12 protein-coding genes are annotated in these 15,052 nt (G+C 39.9%); 2 read left to right on the top strand and 10 right to left on the bottom strand.

Annotation, left to right across the window (positions count from 1 at the left end; translation table 11 throughout):
• The first annotated feature begins 46 nt into the window (after nt 1–46).
• Together BVH02_RS19005 and BVH02_RS19000 are read left to right on the top strand one after the other, a co-directional pair.
• The gene (locus tag BVH02_RS19005) at nt 47–1,276 is read left to right on the top strand and encodes a metallophosphoesterase family protein (protein ID WP_191278356.1); all 1,230 of its coding nucleotides are present in this window, start codon (nt 47–49) and stop codon (nt 1,274–1,276) included.
• Nucleotides 1,273–4,302 carry an SbcC/MukB-like Walker B domain-containing protein gene (locus BVH02_RS19000; protein WP_086503054.1) on the top strand — a complete coding sequence of 1,010 codons (3,030 nt, stop codon included), beginning with the start codon at nt 1,273–1,275 and terminating at the stop codon, nt 4,300–4,302. Before BVH02_RS19005 ends, BVH02_RS19000 begins: the two co-directional genes overlap by 4 nt.
• 406 nt (nt 4,303–4,708) lie before the next feature.
• On the opposite strand, the gene BVH02_RS18995 is transcribed toward BVH02_RS19000, so the two are convergent.
• The 10 genes from BVH02_RS18995 to coaBC form a co-directional block, all read right to left on the bottom strand.
• On the bottom strand, nt 4,709–5,317 hold the full coding sequence (locus BVH02_RS18995) for an alpha/beta hydrolase (RefSeq protein WP_086503053.1): 609 nt from the start codon (nt 5,315–5,317) through the stop codon (nt 4,709–4,711).
• Nucleotides 5,310–6,260 carry a ring-cleaving dioxygenase gene (locus BVH02_RS18990; RefSeq protein WP_086503052.1) on the bottom strand — a complete coding sequence of 317 codons (951 nt, stop codon included), beginning with the start codon at nt 6,258–6,260 and terminating at the stop codon, nt 5,310–5,312. The genes BVH02_RS18995 and BVH02_RS18990 overlap by 8 nt, the downstream gene beginning before the upstream one ends.
• Nucleotides 6,261–6,380: 120 nt before the next feature.
• A complete protein-coding gene (locus BVH02_RS18985) occupies nt 6,381–6,908 on the bottom strand; it encodes a YceI family protein (protein WP_086503051.1) in 528 nt (175 codons plus the stop codon).
• Between the two features lie 68 nt (nt 6,909–6,976).
• Entirely contained in the window at nt 6,977–7,429 is a 453-nt protein-coding gene (locus BVH02_RS18980; protein WP_086503050.1) for a MarR family winged helix-turn-helix transcriptional regulator, read from the bottom strand.
• 175 nt (nt 7,430–7,604) lie between these two features.
• Nucleotides 7,605–8,405 (bottom strand): alpha/beta fold hydrolase, encoded by an 801-nt coding sequence (locus BVH02_RS18975; RefSeq protein WP_086503049.1) that lies wholly within the window; start codon nt 8,403–8,405, stop codon nt 7,605–7,607.
• 78 nt (nt 8,406–8,483) lie between these two features.
• Entirely contained in the window at nt 8,484–10,073 is a 1,590-nt protein-coding gene (locus BVH02_RS18970) for an amidohydrolase family protein (RefSeq protein WP_086503048.1), read from the bottom strand.
• 132 nt (nt 10,074–10,205) lie between these two features.
• The gene (locus tag BVH02_RS18965) at nt 10,206–11,021 is read right to left on the bottom strand and encodes an enoyl-ACP reductase FabI (protein WP_086503047.1); all 816 of its coding nucleotides are present in this window, start codon (nt 11,019–11,021) and stop codon (nt 10,206–10,208) included.
• 85 nt (nt 11,022–11,106) lie between these two features.
• Nucleotides 11,107–12,759, bottom strand: coding sequence for a DNA repair protein RecN (gene recN / locus BVH02_RS18960; protein WP_086503046.1), 1,653 nt, complete (start codon nt 12,757–12,759; stop codon nt 11,107–11,109).
• Nucleotides 12,760–12,798: 39 nt separating this feature from the next.
• Nucleotides 12,799–13,701: a type IX secretion system protein PorD gene (gene porD, locus BVH02_RS18955; RefSeq protein ID WP_086503045.1), complete on the bottom strand. Its 903-nt coding sequence runs from the start codon at nt 13,699–13,701 to the stop codon at nt 12,799–12,801.
• A 139-nt stretch (nt 13,702–13,840) separates the two neighbouring features.
• Complete coding sequence (gene coaBC / locus BVH02_RS18950) at nt 13,841–15,049, bottom strand: bifunctional phosphopantothenoylcysteine decarboxylase/phosphopantothenate--cysteine ligase CoaBC (protein ID WP_086503044.1); 1,209 nt, start codon at nt 15,047–15,049, stop codon at nt 13,841–13,843.
• Between the last annotated feature and the right edge of the window lie 3 nt (nt 15,050–15,052).

The following is a 15,052-nucleotide window of genomic DNA, read 5'->3' as shown; positions in this document are numbered from 1 at the left end:
TCTTCCGCTGAAGTAATTTAGTTTTTCATTCATTTTTAGAACGGACATGATCAAAATCCTCCACACCGCAGATTGGCATTTAGGAAAAAGACTTCAGGAATTCTCAAGACTCGAGGAGCAAAAACTGGTTTTGGAAGAAATCAGAACAATAGCTGATCGGGAAAATGTAGATTTGATTCTGTTGGCTGGAGATATCTTTGACACCTTCAATCCAAGTCATGAGGCGGTAGAATTGCTTTACAAATCACTCCGCAGATTGACAAATGGTGGCAAACGACCGATTATCGCCATCTCAGGAAACCATGACAGTACGCAGTTTGTCGAAGCTCCAGATCCTCTGGCTCGAGAGATGGGTATTTTTTTCTATGGAAAATATGACACAGTCATCCCAACTGGTAAACTTGATAATGGCATAGAAATCACACAAGCTGCTGAAGGTTTTGTGGAAATGAAACTGCCCAAATTTGATTTTCCAGTTCGAATTATCTTGGCTCCATACGCCAATGAGGTTTCGATGAAAACATACCTAGGCGAAGGAGATCGTGAGGAGGAATTCCGCAATTTGATGGGTGCAAATTGGAAGAAAATCGCTGATCAGTATTGCGATGATCAAGGCGTTAATCTTTTCGCAGGACATTTTTTCTTTATGAAAGAAGGAGAAAAACCGGAAGCGGAGCCAGAATCTGAGAGACCGATTCTCCATGTGGGTGGAACTCAAGCACTATATACTAGAAATCTCCCAGCACAAATCCAGTACGCAGCCTTGGGACATTTACATCGCTATCACTCAGTCGGACACGAGCATTGCCCAGTAGTGTATTCCAGTTCTCCTCTCGCCTACTCCTTCAGCGAAGCCGACCAGCAAAAGCAAGTAGTGATCATCGAAGCAGAACCGGTGAAGCCTGTAAGCTATAGTCCAATTGGATTGACCGAAGGAAGACCTCTCTATCGCAAAACCTTCGATAATCTTCCAGAAACTTTAGCCTGGCTAGAAAAGAATCCTTATTGCTTTGTGGAATTGACCTACATCACCGAAAGCTCCATCGAAGCAGCAACCCGAAAAGCAATCATGAAAGGACACGATGGAATTGTGAACTTGATTCCGCAGATCAAAAACCCTTTGGGCAGGGAAAATCTAAGTCTAAAAGTGGAAGACCTGGGAAAAGACATGGAAAGTTTATTCAAGCTTTTCTACCAAAGTGACAAGGGTCAAGAGCCAAACGAAGAGCTACTTACCATCTTCAAAGAAGTCATCAGCCAAAACGACCAAGCATGATTCCTATTAAACTTGACATACAGGGATTGTATTCCTACAAAGAGAAACAGACAATAGAATTTGATAAGCTCACAGCGGCTGGATTATTTGGAATTTTCGGCGCAGTGGGAAGTGGAAAATCATCCATTTTGGAAGCTGTGCTTCTAGCGCTATATGGCAGTACTGAGCGACTTTCTGATCGGGGAGAAAAGAACAGTATGGTCAATCTACAGAGTGATCTACTGCTTCTAAATTTCGAATTCAGCTCAGGTAGAAATAATGCTAAAACCTATTTGGCTCGTTATTCAGCGAAGAGAAATTCGAAGAATTTCGATGACATCAAACCTGCAGAACATACTTTTTATGAAAAAGTAGACGGAAACTGGGAATCTATAACTGCAAGAGCTGAGGAGATCGTCGGCATGCGAAAGGAACACTTCAAGCAGACGGTGATTATTCCTCAGGGGAAATTCCGTGAGTTCATAGATCAAAAGCCCATCGATCAAGCGAAGATGATGAAGGAGCTTTTTGGTTTGGAGCGATTTGATCTTTCTTTTAAAACAGGAATACTTCTAAAAACTCTCAAAGAGCAGAAAATCCGTCTCGAAACTCAATTGCAAGGTTTGGAGGAATATTCAGAGGAAATACTGACTGAAAAACAGAGTCAATTCGCTGAGTTACAAACTCAAGCAACTGATGCTTCGCTAAAGCTAAAAAGTGCAGAAACAGAAGTTCGACTTCAAGAAAATCTCAGAGCGAAAAACCAGCAATTATTAAAGTTCAGAGCCGAACAAGAAAATCTTGTATCACTACGCCCTGAGATAGAAAAACAGCGTCAGCTCCACTCTGAATTCATCACTGCCAAAACCTATCTTCGACCAATTTGGGATCAGATTGGTGATACCAAGGCTGATTTAGAAAAGTATAAAGTAAGCGTGATCGATTGTGAGCGTTTCAAAATTGAGTTCGCCAAGGAAGTGGCGGAGCTCGAAGAGCAAGAAGCTGATCTAAAGGCTAAAAATAAGGAAAGACCACAGCGTGAAGCTAAAATCCGTGACTTGAAAAAAGTCATAGAAATTCAAACGCTAGAAACTCAGCGCGAGCAGGCGAATGCTACACTGCTCAATTTGCAACCAACTATAGAAAGCAAAAAACAAACTCAGAAGGGATTAGAAACAAAAATCGCGGAGCTAGAAAGCGAAGCTGAAAAGATCAGCTCAACAGATAGCTCAGTTTTAGCCAATTTGATGAGTTCAGCAAAAGACTGGAAGCAGCAAGAAAATCAATTGATTAAAACTCAATTGGAAGCGAATGAAATAACTCAGGAAATTGAAACTCTCAAAGGGCAACTAGAAGCTTTGAAAATCACTATTCCTGCTAATGAAAGTTCGCACGAAACGTGGCTGATATCACAGAAAACAACTATTCTAGAACTAGAGAAACAGCGTGATCTCTTGATGCAAAAGCAGGGACTCGCGGCCCATGTTCATTTGCTTCACAATGGAGAGGCATGTCCACTTTGCGGAGCGCTAGAACATCCGACTCCCCTTGAAGGCGATGCGGAAAATAACTTGGAGCAAAAAGATCTTCAGATACAGGAAGCCAAGCTACTCCTAGAACAGATTCACACGTCAAAATCCAGCTACAGTGAATTGGCCTTTCATCTAGAAAATCATCAAAAAACTTCACGATCTAAAAGCATAGAAATCCAACAAGCAGAGCAAAACCTTAGCTCCATAAAAAGCAGCTTAGCGCAAATTGGAATTGAGGGGCATGAAGAGCTTTTAGCCAAAATACAGGCGATAGAGCACGGTTCTCAAACTCGAGAAAAATTGCTTCAAGAAGTGAAATCACATCGTAAAAACTGGGATTCTGAGCGCATTATAATAGATCAGTCCGAAAAAGAATTGCAACAGGCACAATTGAAATTGCAATCTGTCCAGTCCAATATTTCCTCTAAAAAAGAAGAAATCAGAGACATGGCTTTCTGCAAGCAGTTTTTCGCTAGAGAAACAAATCAAATCAAATCTGCAATAGATAAAGTTGAAAAAGACATCGAAGAGGCACTTCAACTACTTGAGGGAAAACAGAAGCACTTACGGGAGAAACGCAGTGTGACAGATAAGAATTTAGCTGATCTAATCAATTTCACACAGCTTCGTGAACAGAGTTCGATCAAGCTTGAAAATCTAAAGACAGATTTTGAAGAGCTAAAACTTAAGTATGAATTCACGGATGAGGAGCGATTGATTCACTTGTTCCAGTACTCAATTGATGCGGAGAAAGTAGCTCGTGAGATCACTCAGTTCGACCAGAAACTTGCCATCGCTGAGAATAGAATTCAGGAACTGGAAGCTGAAGAAGGGGTAATTTCTTTTCAAGAAGAAGCGTTCCAAGAGCTTACCACTTCATTTCAAAACTTAAAAACCAATGCTGAGTCCTTTCAAAAACAAGTGCTTTTGTTCGACAAGGAGATTCAAGAAACCATAAGCAAACTAGCTGAAAAGAAGGTTCATCAGGCAGACTTCGCCAAACTGGAAATCAGAGAAAGCTATCTCAAAGAGCTGGACAATATGTTCCGCGGGAGTGGATTTGTGAAGTTTGTGAGTTCCATTTACCTCAAGGAACTATGCAACACAGCCAACGTGCGTTTTATGAAGCTCTGCAAAAACCAACTGAGTCTAGACATCGATGACAATAATACGTTCTGGGTGATTGATTACCTGAATGGAGGTAAGAAGAGACTACTTAAAACACTCTCAGGCGGGCAGACTTTCCAGGCTTCACTTTGTCTTGCTTTGGCACTTGCTGAGAAAGTAAAAGCGCTCAATCAGGCAGATCAAAGCTTCTTCTTTATGGATGAAGGCTTTGGAGCTTTGGATAAGAATGCGCTTAGGGTGGTCTTCGAAACCCTCAAGTCACTTCGCCATGAAAACCGAATCGTCGGGATAATCAGTCATGTGGAAGATTTACAGCAGGAAATTGGAGTCTTCGCGAATATAGAACTCGATCCAGAACGAGGCTCTCAGGTGAGTTATTCCTATTAGATATCTTTTGCACAGTGTACTGCGTAAAATTATTCAGCACATGGAGTAAAACAATTAAAAACACATTTATTTACTGATTATCAGTTAATTATAAAATAATTTTTAAGGGAAAAACAGGACAAAATAGAGTGATATATAAGCAGTTCAAAGCCTTTTTAACTCAAAGGATTGTGAAATATTAATTTAAACTCATTTATGAAATCAGCTTTCACAACCCTCGATGGAAAGATAGTTTAAATCCAGCTTCCTGAGAAGTTGTTCAGCTGTGTCCTCCGTGTAAATCTCTGTGGACTTTGCGGTAAAAAATTAAACAAAAAATCAAGATTGATTCTAAAGCAGATAAGTTTCGAACAAAAAAAATCCTCTGACAAACTGCCAGAGGATTTTCGTAAGTAAGAAAACCTATTTACAATATATTTTCATTTACCCAATCAATCTCTTCCTCGCGGATGGTATGATTTGAGTCCTTGAATATTAACAATTTCATTTTTGCACCCATCCTGCTCAGTAGGGTTTCTGATTCTTTTATTCTAGAAAGAGGTACATGAACGTCTTTTTCACTACTTCCAATAAAGACAGGTGTCCCTTCAAAATCACCGGAATACTTTTCTTCAAGAATCTTCTCACCAATTAGACCACCAGTAAAAGCTATAACTCCACCTAGCTTTTGGGCATTTTGCGCAGCAAATTCAAGACTCAGACAGGCACCTTGAGAAAAGCCTAGTAACACTACGTTTTCTGGAGAAACACCTGCTGCTATTACTTGGTCCCATATTCCTTTGATCGCCTCTAAGGATTTGGCTAAAGCAGATTGGTTTGCTGAATCCTGAGCCATGAAACTGTAAGGATACCATGAGCCACCTTCAGCTTCTGGTGCCAATAGCGCATAATCATCTAAGGAAAGGTGTTGTGAAAGTGAAAGAATACTTTCTGCACTTGCACCTCTTCCATGAATTAGAATTACAGCCTTTTTGGCTTCAGACAAGGGTAAGCCTGCTGTTTTTATCTTAGTCATATTCTTCTACATTTAATTTAACAGACGCTAAACTCTCTTCAAGTTTTGCACGATTAGGCTCAGCCCATTCAGGCAATTTGATCAATTCTCCTAAGTGAGCTTCATCCTCATCTATCGCAAAGCCGGGTTCATCGGTAGCTACTTCGAATAAAACTCCTCCTGGTTCCCGGAAATAAATTGACGTAAAGTAACTTCTATCTTTCACCTCTGTCACTTGATAGCCATTTCGCATCAAGATCTCCTGAACTTGAAGTTGTGACGCTTTATTCTCTGTTCTAAAAGCGATATGATGCACTGTACCAGCACTTTGCATACCTCGGTTTCCAGATTTATCAATTACGATATCCACAATATCTCCTGGTTTACCTGCTGTGCCATAACGGAATCTTTCATTTTCCTCACCTATAAAATGATAGTCCATATGCTCAGTAAGCAATTTTTCTGTCAAATCCTTAGCTCGTAAACTTAAAGTAGCTCCATAGAATCCTTTAATAGAATGCTCAATTGGCACTTGCCCATAAGACCAACCTGTCCGATCGTCCTGATCATTGGCAACCAATTCTATCCCCATACTATCATGGTCTTCGAATCTGATTAACTTATCTCCGAATCTGGTCAGAATATCAGAGACTGTTATGCCATATTTTTTTAATCGCTCTCCCCAATAATCCAATGATCCCGCTGGAACAGAAAAGGCAGTGTAAGTGACCTCACCAGCTCCTTTGGTCCCTTTACGGGCGCCAGTAAAAGGGAACGTGGTAAATACAGTACCTGGTCGTCCTAATTCATCTCCAAAATAGAAATGATAAACACCAGGCGCATCGAAATTAATCGTCTTCTTCACCAGTCTCAATCCAAGGATTCCAGTGTAGAAATCAATATTTGCTTGAGGGTTTCCAGCTATCGCAGTGATATGATGGATTCCTGTGATTAATGGTTTCATGGTATGTGGGAAAATGTTAAATAAAATTTAAAACCTTTAAGATCTAAATGGCTGTAAAGTAACCTTAGAGTCCCGACAGCCCTATATAGCCATCGGGAATCTCTGAGAGATCTATTCTTATTATGCTTGTTTTACAAGCTGAATATTCAATATCAAGCGGACTTGATCACTAACGACTATGCTTCCAGCCTCAGTTACTGCGGACCAAGAAAGACCGAAATCTTTTCTGTTGATTTTACCTTCGATTTCAAAACCAGCTTTGGTTTGTCCATAAGGATCACCTGCAACTCCACCGAAATCCACATTGAATTCAACATTCTTAGTAGTTTCTCTTAATGTCAAATCACCAACTAATTTGTAATCGCCACCATTCTTCATGATTTTTCCAGAGAAAGTCAATTTAGGATGGTTCTCTGCATCAAAGAAATCAGCAGACTTCAAATGATTGTCTCTATCTTTTTGATTCGTATCGATACTGCTAACCGCCGCAGAGAAAGAAACATTTGCTCCGTCGAAATCATCAGAAGTACTTTCAGCAGCTCCTTCGAATTCTCTGAAATAACCTGTGACTGTAGAGATGACCAAGTGTTTTACTTTGAAAGACACTTCAGAGTGTGTTGGGTCGATAATCCATTTTGTAGTACTCATAGCTTTTTTTGTTTTGGTTGTATTTGTATTAATATTAAATGCATATACACATGTAAGTGTGCAATTTTTTAGCCTCGTAATTTGTCCAGAAGATTATTCATCACAATCACTTCCTCTTCACTTAAATTGATGACTTGATTATTAAAACCTTCCATCAGGATGTGCAGATCGTTCAGTATTTGAAGTCCTTTTTCAGTAATTAGAATATCCACTTGACGGCGATCAGTTGGACATTCCCTTCTTTCTACCAACTCTTTAGCTTTCAATTTATCCACTAGACGACTAGCATTAGACATTTTGTTAAGCATTCTATCCTGTATAGAAGATACGGTCGTAGGGACTCCATTTTGCCCTCTCAAAATCCTAAGCACATTGTATTGCTCAGGTGAAAGATCAAAAGGCTTTAATATGCCATTCTGAGCTGACACCATATAGCTATGTGTATAAAGAATATTGACCACTAATTTATTGTAGGGGTCTTTAAACTCCTTCTGCATAATTGCTTCTTCTAGACTTCCCATATCAATTTTATCTTTTGTTATCGTATTTAATGTATATACATGTAAATGTAGAAAAAGGTTTCATTTTCAAATTATTTTTTTTAAAAAAAATAGGAGAATTGCTCCTAAGGGACTCTAGGTCACATACGAATACTACCAACTAAAAAGCTGATATATTTCCGTCTTGTTAAAAAAATCAGCTCCATTGAACCAGCCAATCTCCAATCAACCGATTAATTTCTTTTGGCTTTTCAATGCAACTGCTATGACCAGCGCCAGGGATAGTATGCAATTTAGATTTCCGAATACTCATTTGGATAAATTTAGCCTTGGCCGGAGTAGTAGCTACATCTTCATCACCTACTAGCACCATAGTAGGACAGGCGATTCTCACAAGTTCTTTTTCAATTCCTTTTCTATAAATCACACCTTCAACAGGTCCCGTAACATTCTTTTTATTTGCTTTCAACTCGGACTTCCAAAAATTAATCTTTTCAGAATTGAGAGGATCGTTCAGCCAGCTTTCAGCAAACATTATCTTAATCACTTTATTAGCTATAGGCGTGCGAATACCTATCAATTTTACAAATCCGTTTAGTGTTTTGTATTTGGAGATATTTTCTATGGGTTCAGCATTTGCAGATGTCTCCATCAAGATCAAACTCTTTATCAATTCAGGAAATCTGGCAGCAAGTCTCATACCTACGAAGCCGCCCATAGAGAGTCCGGCAAAGTGCACAGGACCATCAGATAATTCCTTGATCAATTCTGCCGCATCCTCCGAGATCGCATCCATGTCAAATGGACCTTTAACTTCGCTTTGACCCTGCCCTCTATGGTCATATGCAATAACTCTGAATCTACTTTTAAGAAAGTCTATTTGATCTTGAAACATCCTATGGCTCCATAGCAAACCATGTGAGAAAACTATCGTTTCGTCACCATTTCCCTGATCAGTGTAGAAAATATTAACTCCATTTACATTGATATGAGGCATTACTTTTTTTGTTATATGTATATCTAACTTGTGAAAAACGTATGAACTAGACACCTCTATTCTAAATTCAATTCCTAGTTACCAATCCAAGCCTGGCTGTGTAATTGTAAATCCTTCTTCAGCTTTTTGCCTTTCTACTATAACTTTCACATCCTCCAAAAGTTTTTTGGCGTCATAAACTATCCCATCTTTAACGGTGTATTTTACGCCTCCAACACGAATTGGTTTATTATTTTCATCTATTCTGATCGCTCCGGTACCATAAAGAACTTTCAGGTTTTGCAGCGGATTCTCTTCCAAAATCACAAAATCTGCCAATTTCCCAACTTCAACAGAGCCAATTTCTTTTTCCATGCCAAGCAACTCTGCACCATGAAGTGTCGCTGAACGTAGCACTTCTAGCGGATGAAATCCAGCTTCTCTAAGTAATTCCAACTCTCTGATATATGCGAAACCATACAATTGATAGATGAATCCAGAATCAGAACCTGCAGTTACTCTTCCTCCTTTGTTTTTGTATTCATTAACAAAAGTCATCCAAAGCCTGTAATTTTCTTTCCATTGAACTTCTTCCTCCGTAGTCCAATCAAACCAATACGAACCATGAGATTGACGGCTTGGAGCGTAGAATCGCCAAAGTGAAGGTAAAGTATAGACATCATGCCACTCAGCTGTTCTCGCCCCCATCAAATCCCGATTGGCCTCGTAAATATTAAATGTTGGGTCCAGCGTAAAATCTAAAGCAAGCAATTCATCCATAACTTTATTCCAATGGTCAGATCCTGGCTGAGCTGCCTGCTTCCAGAGCTTACCTGCCTCAGCAAAACGATGCTGCTCATTCTGATAGTTGTAATCCAATCTAAAATCCTGGATTGTACGATTTTCAAACAATGCCTCTGGCAAACCATACCAATGCTCCATCGATGTTAGCCCAGCTTTTGCAGAATTCATTACGTTCCAACGAGCCACATCCAACTGCTGATGATGCATCGCAGAGCGTAGGCCAATTCTCTTATTTTCGGATATAGCAGCTTCCATTACTTCTGGATTTGCTCCAAAAAACTTAATCCCATCAGCTCCTTTTTTAGCATTCTCATTTACCCAGGCCTTTGCTTGATCGGCAGTCGTGATTGGAGCTTTCGCACCCTGCCCAAAACTTGTATAAGCCAAAATCCTTGGTGCGGTAATTTCATTTGCTGCAGACCTTTCCTTTTGATCCAGCACCCAATCCAAACCATTTCCAGCTGAAGGATCCCGAATAGTTGTGATTCCATGCGCCATCCAAAGTTTGAACACATACTCCGCAGGTGTTCCCTGTCCTCTACCGCCAATATGTCCGTGAGAATCCACAAATCCAGGAAGCAAATAATGTCCTTCTAATTCATAAACCTTATCATCAATCCCAGCTTTTGGTCTCCGATCCTCATTGATTGGCATTCCCGGATAGCCTACAACTTGGATTTGGGCAATTCTATTTTTCTCCACTACAATATCTACGGGCCCAACAGGTGGTGCACCTGTACCATCAATCAGGATGACGCCTCTTAATATCAATCGTCCATATTGCCCATCACCTTCATTTCTGTTTGGTGCAGATTCTATCTGGGAAAATGAAGAGGTATAGAGAAAAAGGCCAAAAATGGCAAGGAGTAAAAGTCTTTTTTTCATAGGTGGTAGTCTTATTCAGCTCAATAAGTTAAGTCAAAAAGTCAAAACAAAAAATCGAAATAGGATGAGCAGCAAGAACAAAAAAAGCCCTAAGGAAATTTCCAAAGGGCTTTTAAGGATTGTCAGTGGTATTTATAAATCCTTAAACTTCTCCATGATGTCTTCAGAGATTCCCGTGCAGGAATATCCTCCATCGTGGAAGAGGTTTTGCATGGTAACTAATCTGGTATAGTCAGAGAACATGGTAACGATATATTCTGCGCAAGCTTCTGCTGATGCATTCCCAAGTGGAGAAAGCGATTCTGCGAAATTGTAAAACGAATCAAATCCACCAATTCCTGTACCAGCGGTAGTCTTTGTTGGTGATTGAGAGATTGTATTTACTCTTACTTTTTTCAGCTTACCAAATCTATAACCATATCCACGTGCGATGCTTTCAAGCAATGCTTTGGCATCCGCCATGTCTGTATAAAATGGGAAAACTTTCTGAGCAGCGATGTAAGAAAGACCAACAATCGATCCCCACTCATTCATCACATCTTGCTTCTCAGCTACTTGCATCATCTTATGAAAAGAAATTGCAGAAACATCATAAGACTTCATAGCCCAATCATAGTTCAGGTCACCATATGATCTACCTTTTCTAATGTTTGGAGACATCCCGATGGAATGCAAAATGAAATCAAAGTTACCGCCTAAATACTCTTTAGCTTCAGTATACAATTTCTCTATATCTTCTGTGCTCGTAGCATCTGCAGGAATCACGATGGTATCACATTCTTTCGCAAGGTCATTGATCGCACCCATACGCATTGCAATTGGCGCATTAGTCAATACAAATCTTGCTCCTTGCTCTTTCGCTTTAAGCGCTGTCTTCCACGCAATTGAGTTCTCATCAAGAGCACCGGTGATGATACCCAGTTTTCCTTTTAGCAAATTATCTGGCATATAGCTTGGGTTTTTTTTTCAAAAATATTGTCCAAAAATAGGCAAAAATTATCATATGAGCTTTCAAATTGATCTAAAGCCAGAATTAGCGTCGTAGTAATTCCTTTGCACTTTCTATAGCTGAAGCTGAGGGAGTAGCCCCAGAGATCATTTTGGCAAGCTCTTGAACTCTTTCTTCTTTATCTAAAAGCTTAATTTTACTTACTGTTTTCTCCGAGGAATTATCCTTGTAAACAAAATAATGAAGGTCTCCCTGCCCAGCTACCTGAGGCAAATGTGTTATACAAATTACCTGATGATTCTTAGAGATATCCTGCATCATAGCAACCATTTTCAAGGCTACTTCACCAGAAATACCCGTGTCAATTTCATCAAAAATCAAGGTAGGCATTGCCATTTTATCTGCCATCAAGTATTTGATAGCAAAAAGCAATCTGGAAAATTCACCTCCAGATGCCACTTTTTTCAAAGGCTGAGGAGAAGATCCCTTATTAGCAGAAAAAAGCAATTCAATTTCGTCTAATCCACTTGCTGATGGCTCAACGGGTTTGTGTTCCATCACTACCTTAGAGTTCTCCATGCCTAGTCCGGCCAGCAATCTTTCTAAAGAACTTTGAAAATCAGTAAAACTGCCTTGCCTCTTCTTACGAAGTGACTTCCCTGAACCATCTACTTTCGACTTACTCGCCTCCAACTCTTGCTTGGCTTTCCCGAGTGATTCGTCTAAATTCTGAAATTGAAAAACCTTATCTGCCAGTTCTTTTTCCAGGCCCATCAATTCCTCCACAGAAGCAACCCCATGCTTTTTCTGAAGCTGATAGATTTTGCTTAGCCTTTCTCTTATTTCATCCAAACGCTCAAAATCCACCTCCACTTTACTCTCTTCATCTCCTAATGTTTGTTCGATGTCCTTCAATTCAATATTTACAGCTAGAAACCTCTCTTTAATAGATCCAAACACATGCGCCAATCGCTCCAAGGATTGCATCCCTTGCTGGACTTGAGACATTCCTTGTGTGATCCCAAACTGCTCATCTTGAAAAAGATTCAACATCTCATTAATCTTCAACTTAATCTCTTCTGCATTTTCCAGAACCTCCTGAAGGGATTCAAGATCCAGCTGCTCATTCTCTTTCAAACCCAAGACACTCAACTCTTCCAACTGAAACTGATTGAAATCAGCCTCTTTTTGCAGTTCAATAGCTTTTCTACTCAATTCATTAAATGACTTTTGAGCTCTTTGAAAAGACTTATAGTCAGCTTTATACTGTCTTACTTCCTCTTGAGTCTGGGCAAATGCATCTACTAGGCTCAACTGATAGCTCCCCTCACCGAGTTGTAGTGTGTCATGCTGTGAGTGAACGTCCATCAAAAAACTTCCCAGCGTTTTCATTGCATCGAGTAACACAGGCGTATCATTCACAAAAGAACGAGATTTTCCGGCAGGGCTGATTTCTCTACGTATGATGCAGGTAGGCTCATAATCTAGCTCAGCTAAATCAAAGAAGTCCTTCAGTCCATAATTTGCCACATCAAATACGCCTTCAATGACACATTTCTGATCGTCATGAAGCAATACTTTTGTGTCAGATCTATTTCCCAAAAGCAAACCGACAGCACCAAGCATGATGGATTTACCAGCACCAGTTTCACCAGTGATCATACTGAGTCCAGAACTGGGCTGCATGTGCAGGTGGTCAATCAGAGCATAATTAGAAATGCTTAAGGATTTGAGCATGGGTTAAACGTTCGTTTGGGCAAAACTAAAAAATCGAGCTTAGCTTTTCAGCAGCTCATTGTACTTTCTCGCATTATTTGGGTCAACTTCCAACAGCAACGCGACAATTTCTGTCCGAATCTCAAGAGAAGCATTTTTCATAATTGAAGTAATCTCATCGCTTTTAGCATCCATAAAGGATATTGTAAATATCCCGTTGGGTTGAATTTTATTAGCTTCTGCCAAAATCCGGATTGCTTCCAGAATATTACCATGAGCCTCTTCAGGGCGAATCAGCAATATATCGAGTCCTTGGCGATGATATAGATAGTAAGCATCTCTGATCGGTGCAAATACCGAGGATATATAGATGTCATTATTTAATGCATAACGATTTCTACGATCAGAGGAGCTCTGCCCCCACCCTGGACGTCCCGATTGCTGTGCATTATTTACAATATCATTTGCTGCCGCAAAGAACTCATCACCTCCACGACTTTCAAAGGAATCATAATCCAAGCCTAACGCAATTTGAGCATAGAATGCCAGCAAAGAACTTATATTATTCAAAAATGTAAAGCGATTGAATTCAAGGGGCTGGGATTCTAAGTAGTCAAAGTTCCAGTTCCTGTCAGCAAAGTTAAAGACCAAACTTTCGAAATTGGTACCATAAATTGGCCTAACAGTTTGGATCTGCACGGTAGCAGTATACGTGCCCACTTGAGGGACATCATTAATAGTGATGAGAAGATTGCCCTTGATACGCTCCTCTGGGCGAAATTCATCTGTAGTCCAAGACCTGCCATTGAGAAATTGTTCAAAATTAGTCTTCATCTGACTAAATATATCTGTATTCTGAATTCTTGCCCGCTCGCTATTAATGGTCACTGTGAAATTCAGTTCCTGAGAAAATACGCTGAATGAATAGCAAAAGAAGAGTATGAGAATAATCCCTTTTTTCATCTGTTTATAATTGCTTCTATATGGTCAGACCTACTTACTGGCAGTCAGGTGGAATTTAGCTAGGGAAAAATCCTCCCTCTGAATACGGTTGTTAGTCATGCTCGACTTCATCGCCTTAAAAATAAGGAAATATCAAGCCTCAAACCCAAACTGGTATATTTTTGATTTGGTTTACTATCAAATTAGCAATTTGGTTTTTAGATAAAATCTCAGATTCGATAGCCAATCCAGATGCATGAAAAATATGCACTTTATTGGTGTCTAACTGAAATCCTGCTCCAGCCTCTTTCATGGAATTCAGAACTATCATATCAAAATTCTTTTTTGATAGCTTTTTTAATGCATTTTTCGCTTCATTCTCAGTTTCTAAAGCGAAGCCAATATGGACTTGGTTTTGCTTTTTCTGAGCGCCAAGTTTGGCTGCGATATCTACGTTTTTCACAAATTCAATTGCAAGTGAAGTCTCGCTTTTCTTAATCTTCTCAGGAGCAATTTCTGCAGGTGCATAATCTGCTACAGCAGCTGCAAAAACGCATATATCCATTTTACTATGGATCTCGGCAGCAGACTCATACATTTCCTTAGCGGATTTCACATCCTTCCAGTTAAAGCTATGTTTATTTACTTTTAATGAAATGGGTCCTGAAATCACAAAAACTTCTGCTCCTCTTGAAAGAAAGGCATTTGCCAAAGCTAGTCCCATTTTTCCACTGGAGTGATTGCTAATGTATCTTACAGGATCTAGTGCCTCTTGCGTTGGACCCATGGTAATCATTACTTTCTTACCACTGAAATCGGTCTTATTTGCAAAAAACTCCTCAATTCTACCCAAAATATGTTCTGGCTCCATCATTCGACCTTGCCCAGTGAGTCCACTTGCCAATTCCCCTGATTCAGCATCAAGAATGCTATTCCCAAAGGACTCTAATTTTTGAATATTTGATTGGACTGAAGGATGCTGATACATATCTAAATCCATCGCTGGAGCTAGCATAACCGGACATCTCGCAGACAGATAGATAGCGGAAAGTAAATTGTCGCAGATACCATTGGCAAATTTTGCCAAGGTGTTGGCACTAATAGGTGCCACCAAAAATAAATCCGCCCAAAGTCCAAGCTCCACATGATTGTTCCAAGCTCCAGTATTATCAGCCTTGAATTGGCTCAAAACTGGTCTCTTGGAAAGTGTGGCTAAGGTGAGCGGGGTAATAAAGTCAAAAGCAGAAGTGCTCATGATGATTTGCACTTCTGCTCCTGCTTTAATAAGTAATCGAGTAAGAAATGCAGACTTATATGCAGCTATACTGCCAGTCACGCCTACTATAATTTTCTTACCCTTGAGGCTCATAGA

This window comes from Algoriphagus ratkowskyi (assembly GCF_002150505.1).
Classification (GTDB): Bacteria; Bacteroidota; Bacteroidia; order Cytophagales; family Cyclobacteriaceae; genus Algoriphagus; species Algoriphagus ratkowskyi.
This window is presented reverse-complemented; position numbering and strand designations above follow the sequence as displayed.

Excerpts from the sequence above, each read along its gene's own strand:
- BVH02_RS19005 (WP_191278356.1), top strand. The coding sequence starts at position 47 with ATGATCAAAATCCTCCACACCGCAGATTGGCATTTAGGAAAAAGACTT.
- BVH02_RS19000 (WP_086503054.1), top strand. The coding sequence starts at position 1,273 with ATGATTCCTATTAAACTTGACATACAGGGATTGTATTCCTACAAAGAG.
- BVH02_RS18995 (WP_086503053.1), bottom strand. The coding sequence starts at position 5,317 with ATGACTAAGATAAAAACAGCAGGCTTACCCTTGTCTGAAGCCAAAAAG.
- BVH02_RS18990 (WP_086503052.1), bottom strand. The coding sequence starts at position 6,260 with ATGAAACCATTAATCACAGGAATCCATCATATCACTGCGATAGCTGGA.
- BVH02_RS18985 (WP_086503051.1), bottom strand. The coding sequence starts at position 6,908 with ATGAGTACTACAAAATGGATTATCGACCCAACACACTCTGAAGTGTCT.
- BVH02_RS18980 (WP_086503050.1), bottom strand. The coding sequence starts at position 7,429 with ATGGGAAGTCTAGAAGAAGCAATTATGCAGAAGGAGTTTAAAGACCCC.
- BVH02_RS18975 (WP_086503049.1), bottom strand. The coding sequence starts at position 8,405 with ATGCCTCATATCAATGTAAATGGAGTTAATATTTTCTACACTGATCAG.
- BVH02_RS18970 (WP_086503048.1), bottom strand. The coding sequence starts at position 10,073 with ATGAAAAAAAGACTTTTACTCCTTGCCATTTTTGGCCTTTTTCTCTAT.
- BVH02_RS18965 (WP_086503047.1), bottom strand. The coding sequence starts at position 11,021 with ATGCCAGATAATTTGCTAAAAGGAAAACTGGGTATCATCACCGGTGCT.
- recN (WP_086503046.1), bottom strand. The coding sequence starts at position 12,759 with ATGCTCAAATCCTTAAGCATTTCTAATTATGCTCTGATTGACCACCTG.
- porD (WP_086503045.1), bottom strand. The coding sequence starts at position 13,701 with ATGAAAAAAGGGATTATTCTCATACTCTTCTTTTGCTATTCATTCAGC.
- coaBC (WP_086503044.1), bottom strand. The coding sequence starts at position 15,049 with ATGAGCCTCAAGGGTAAGAAAATTATAGTAGGCGTGACTGGCAGTATA.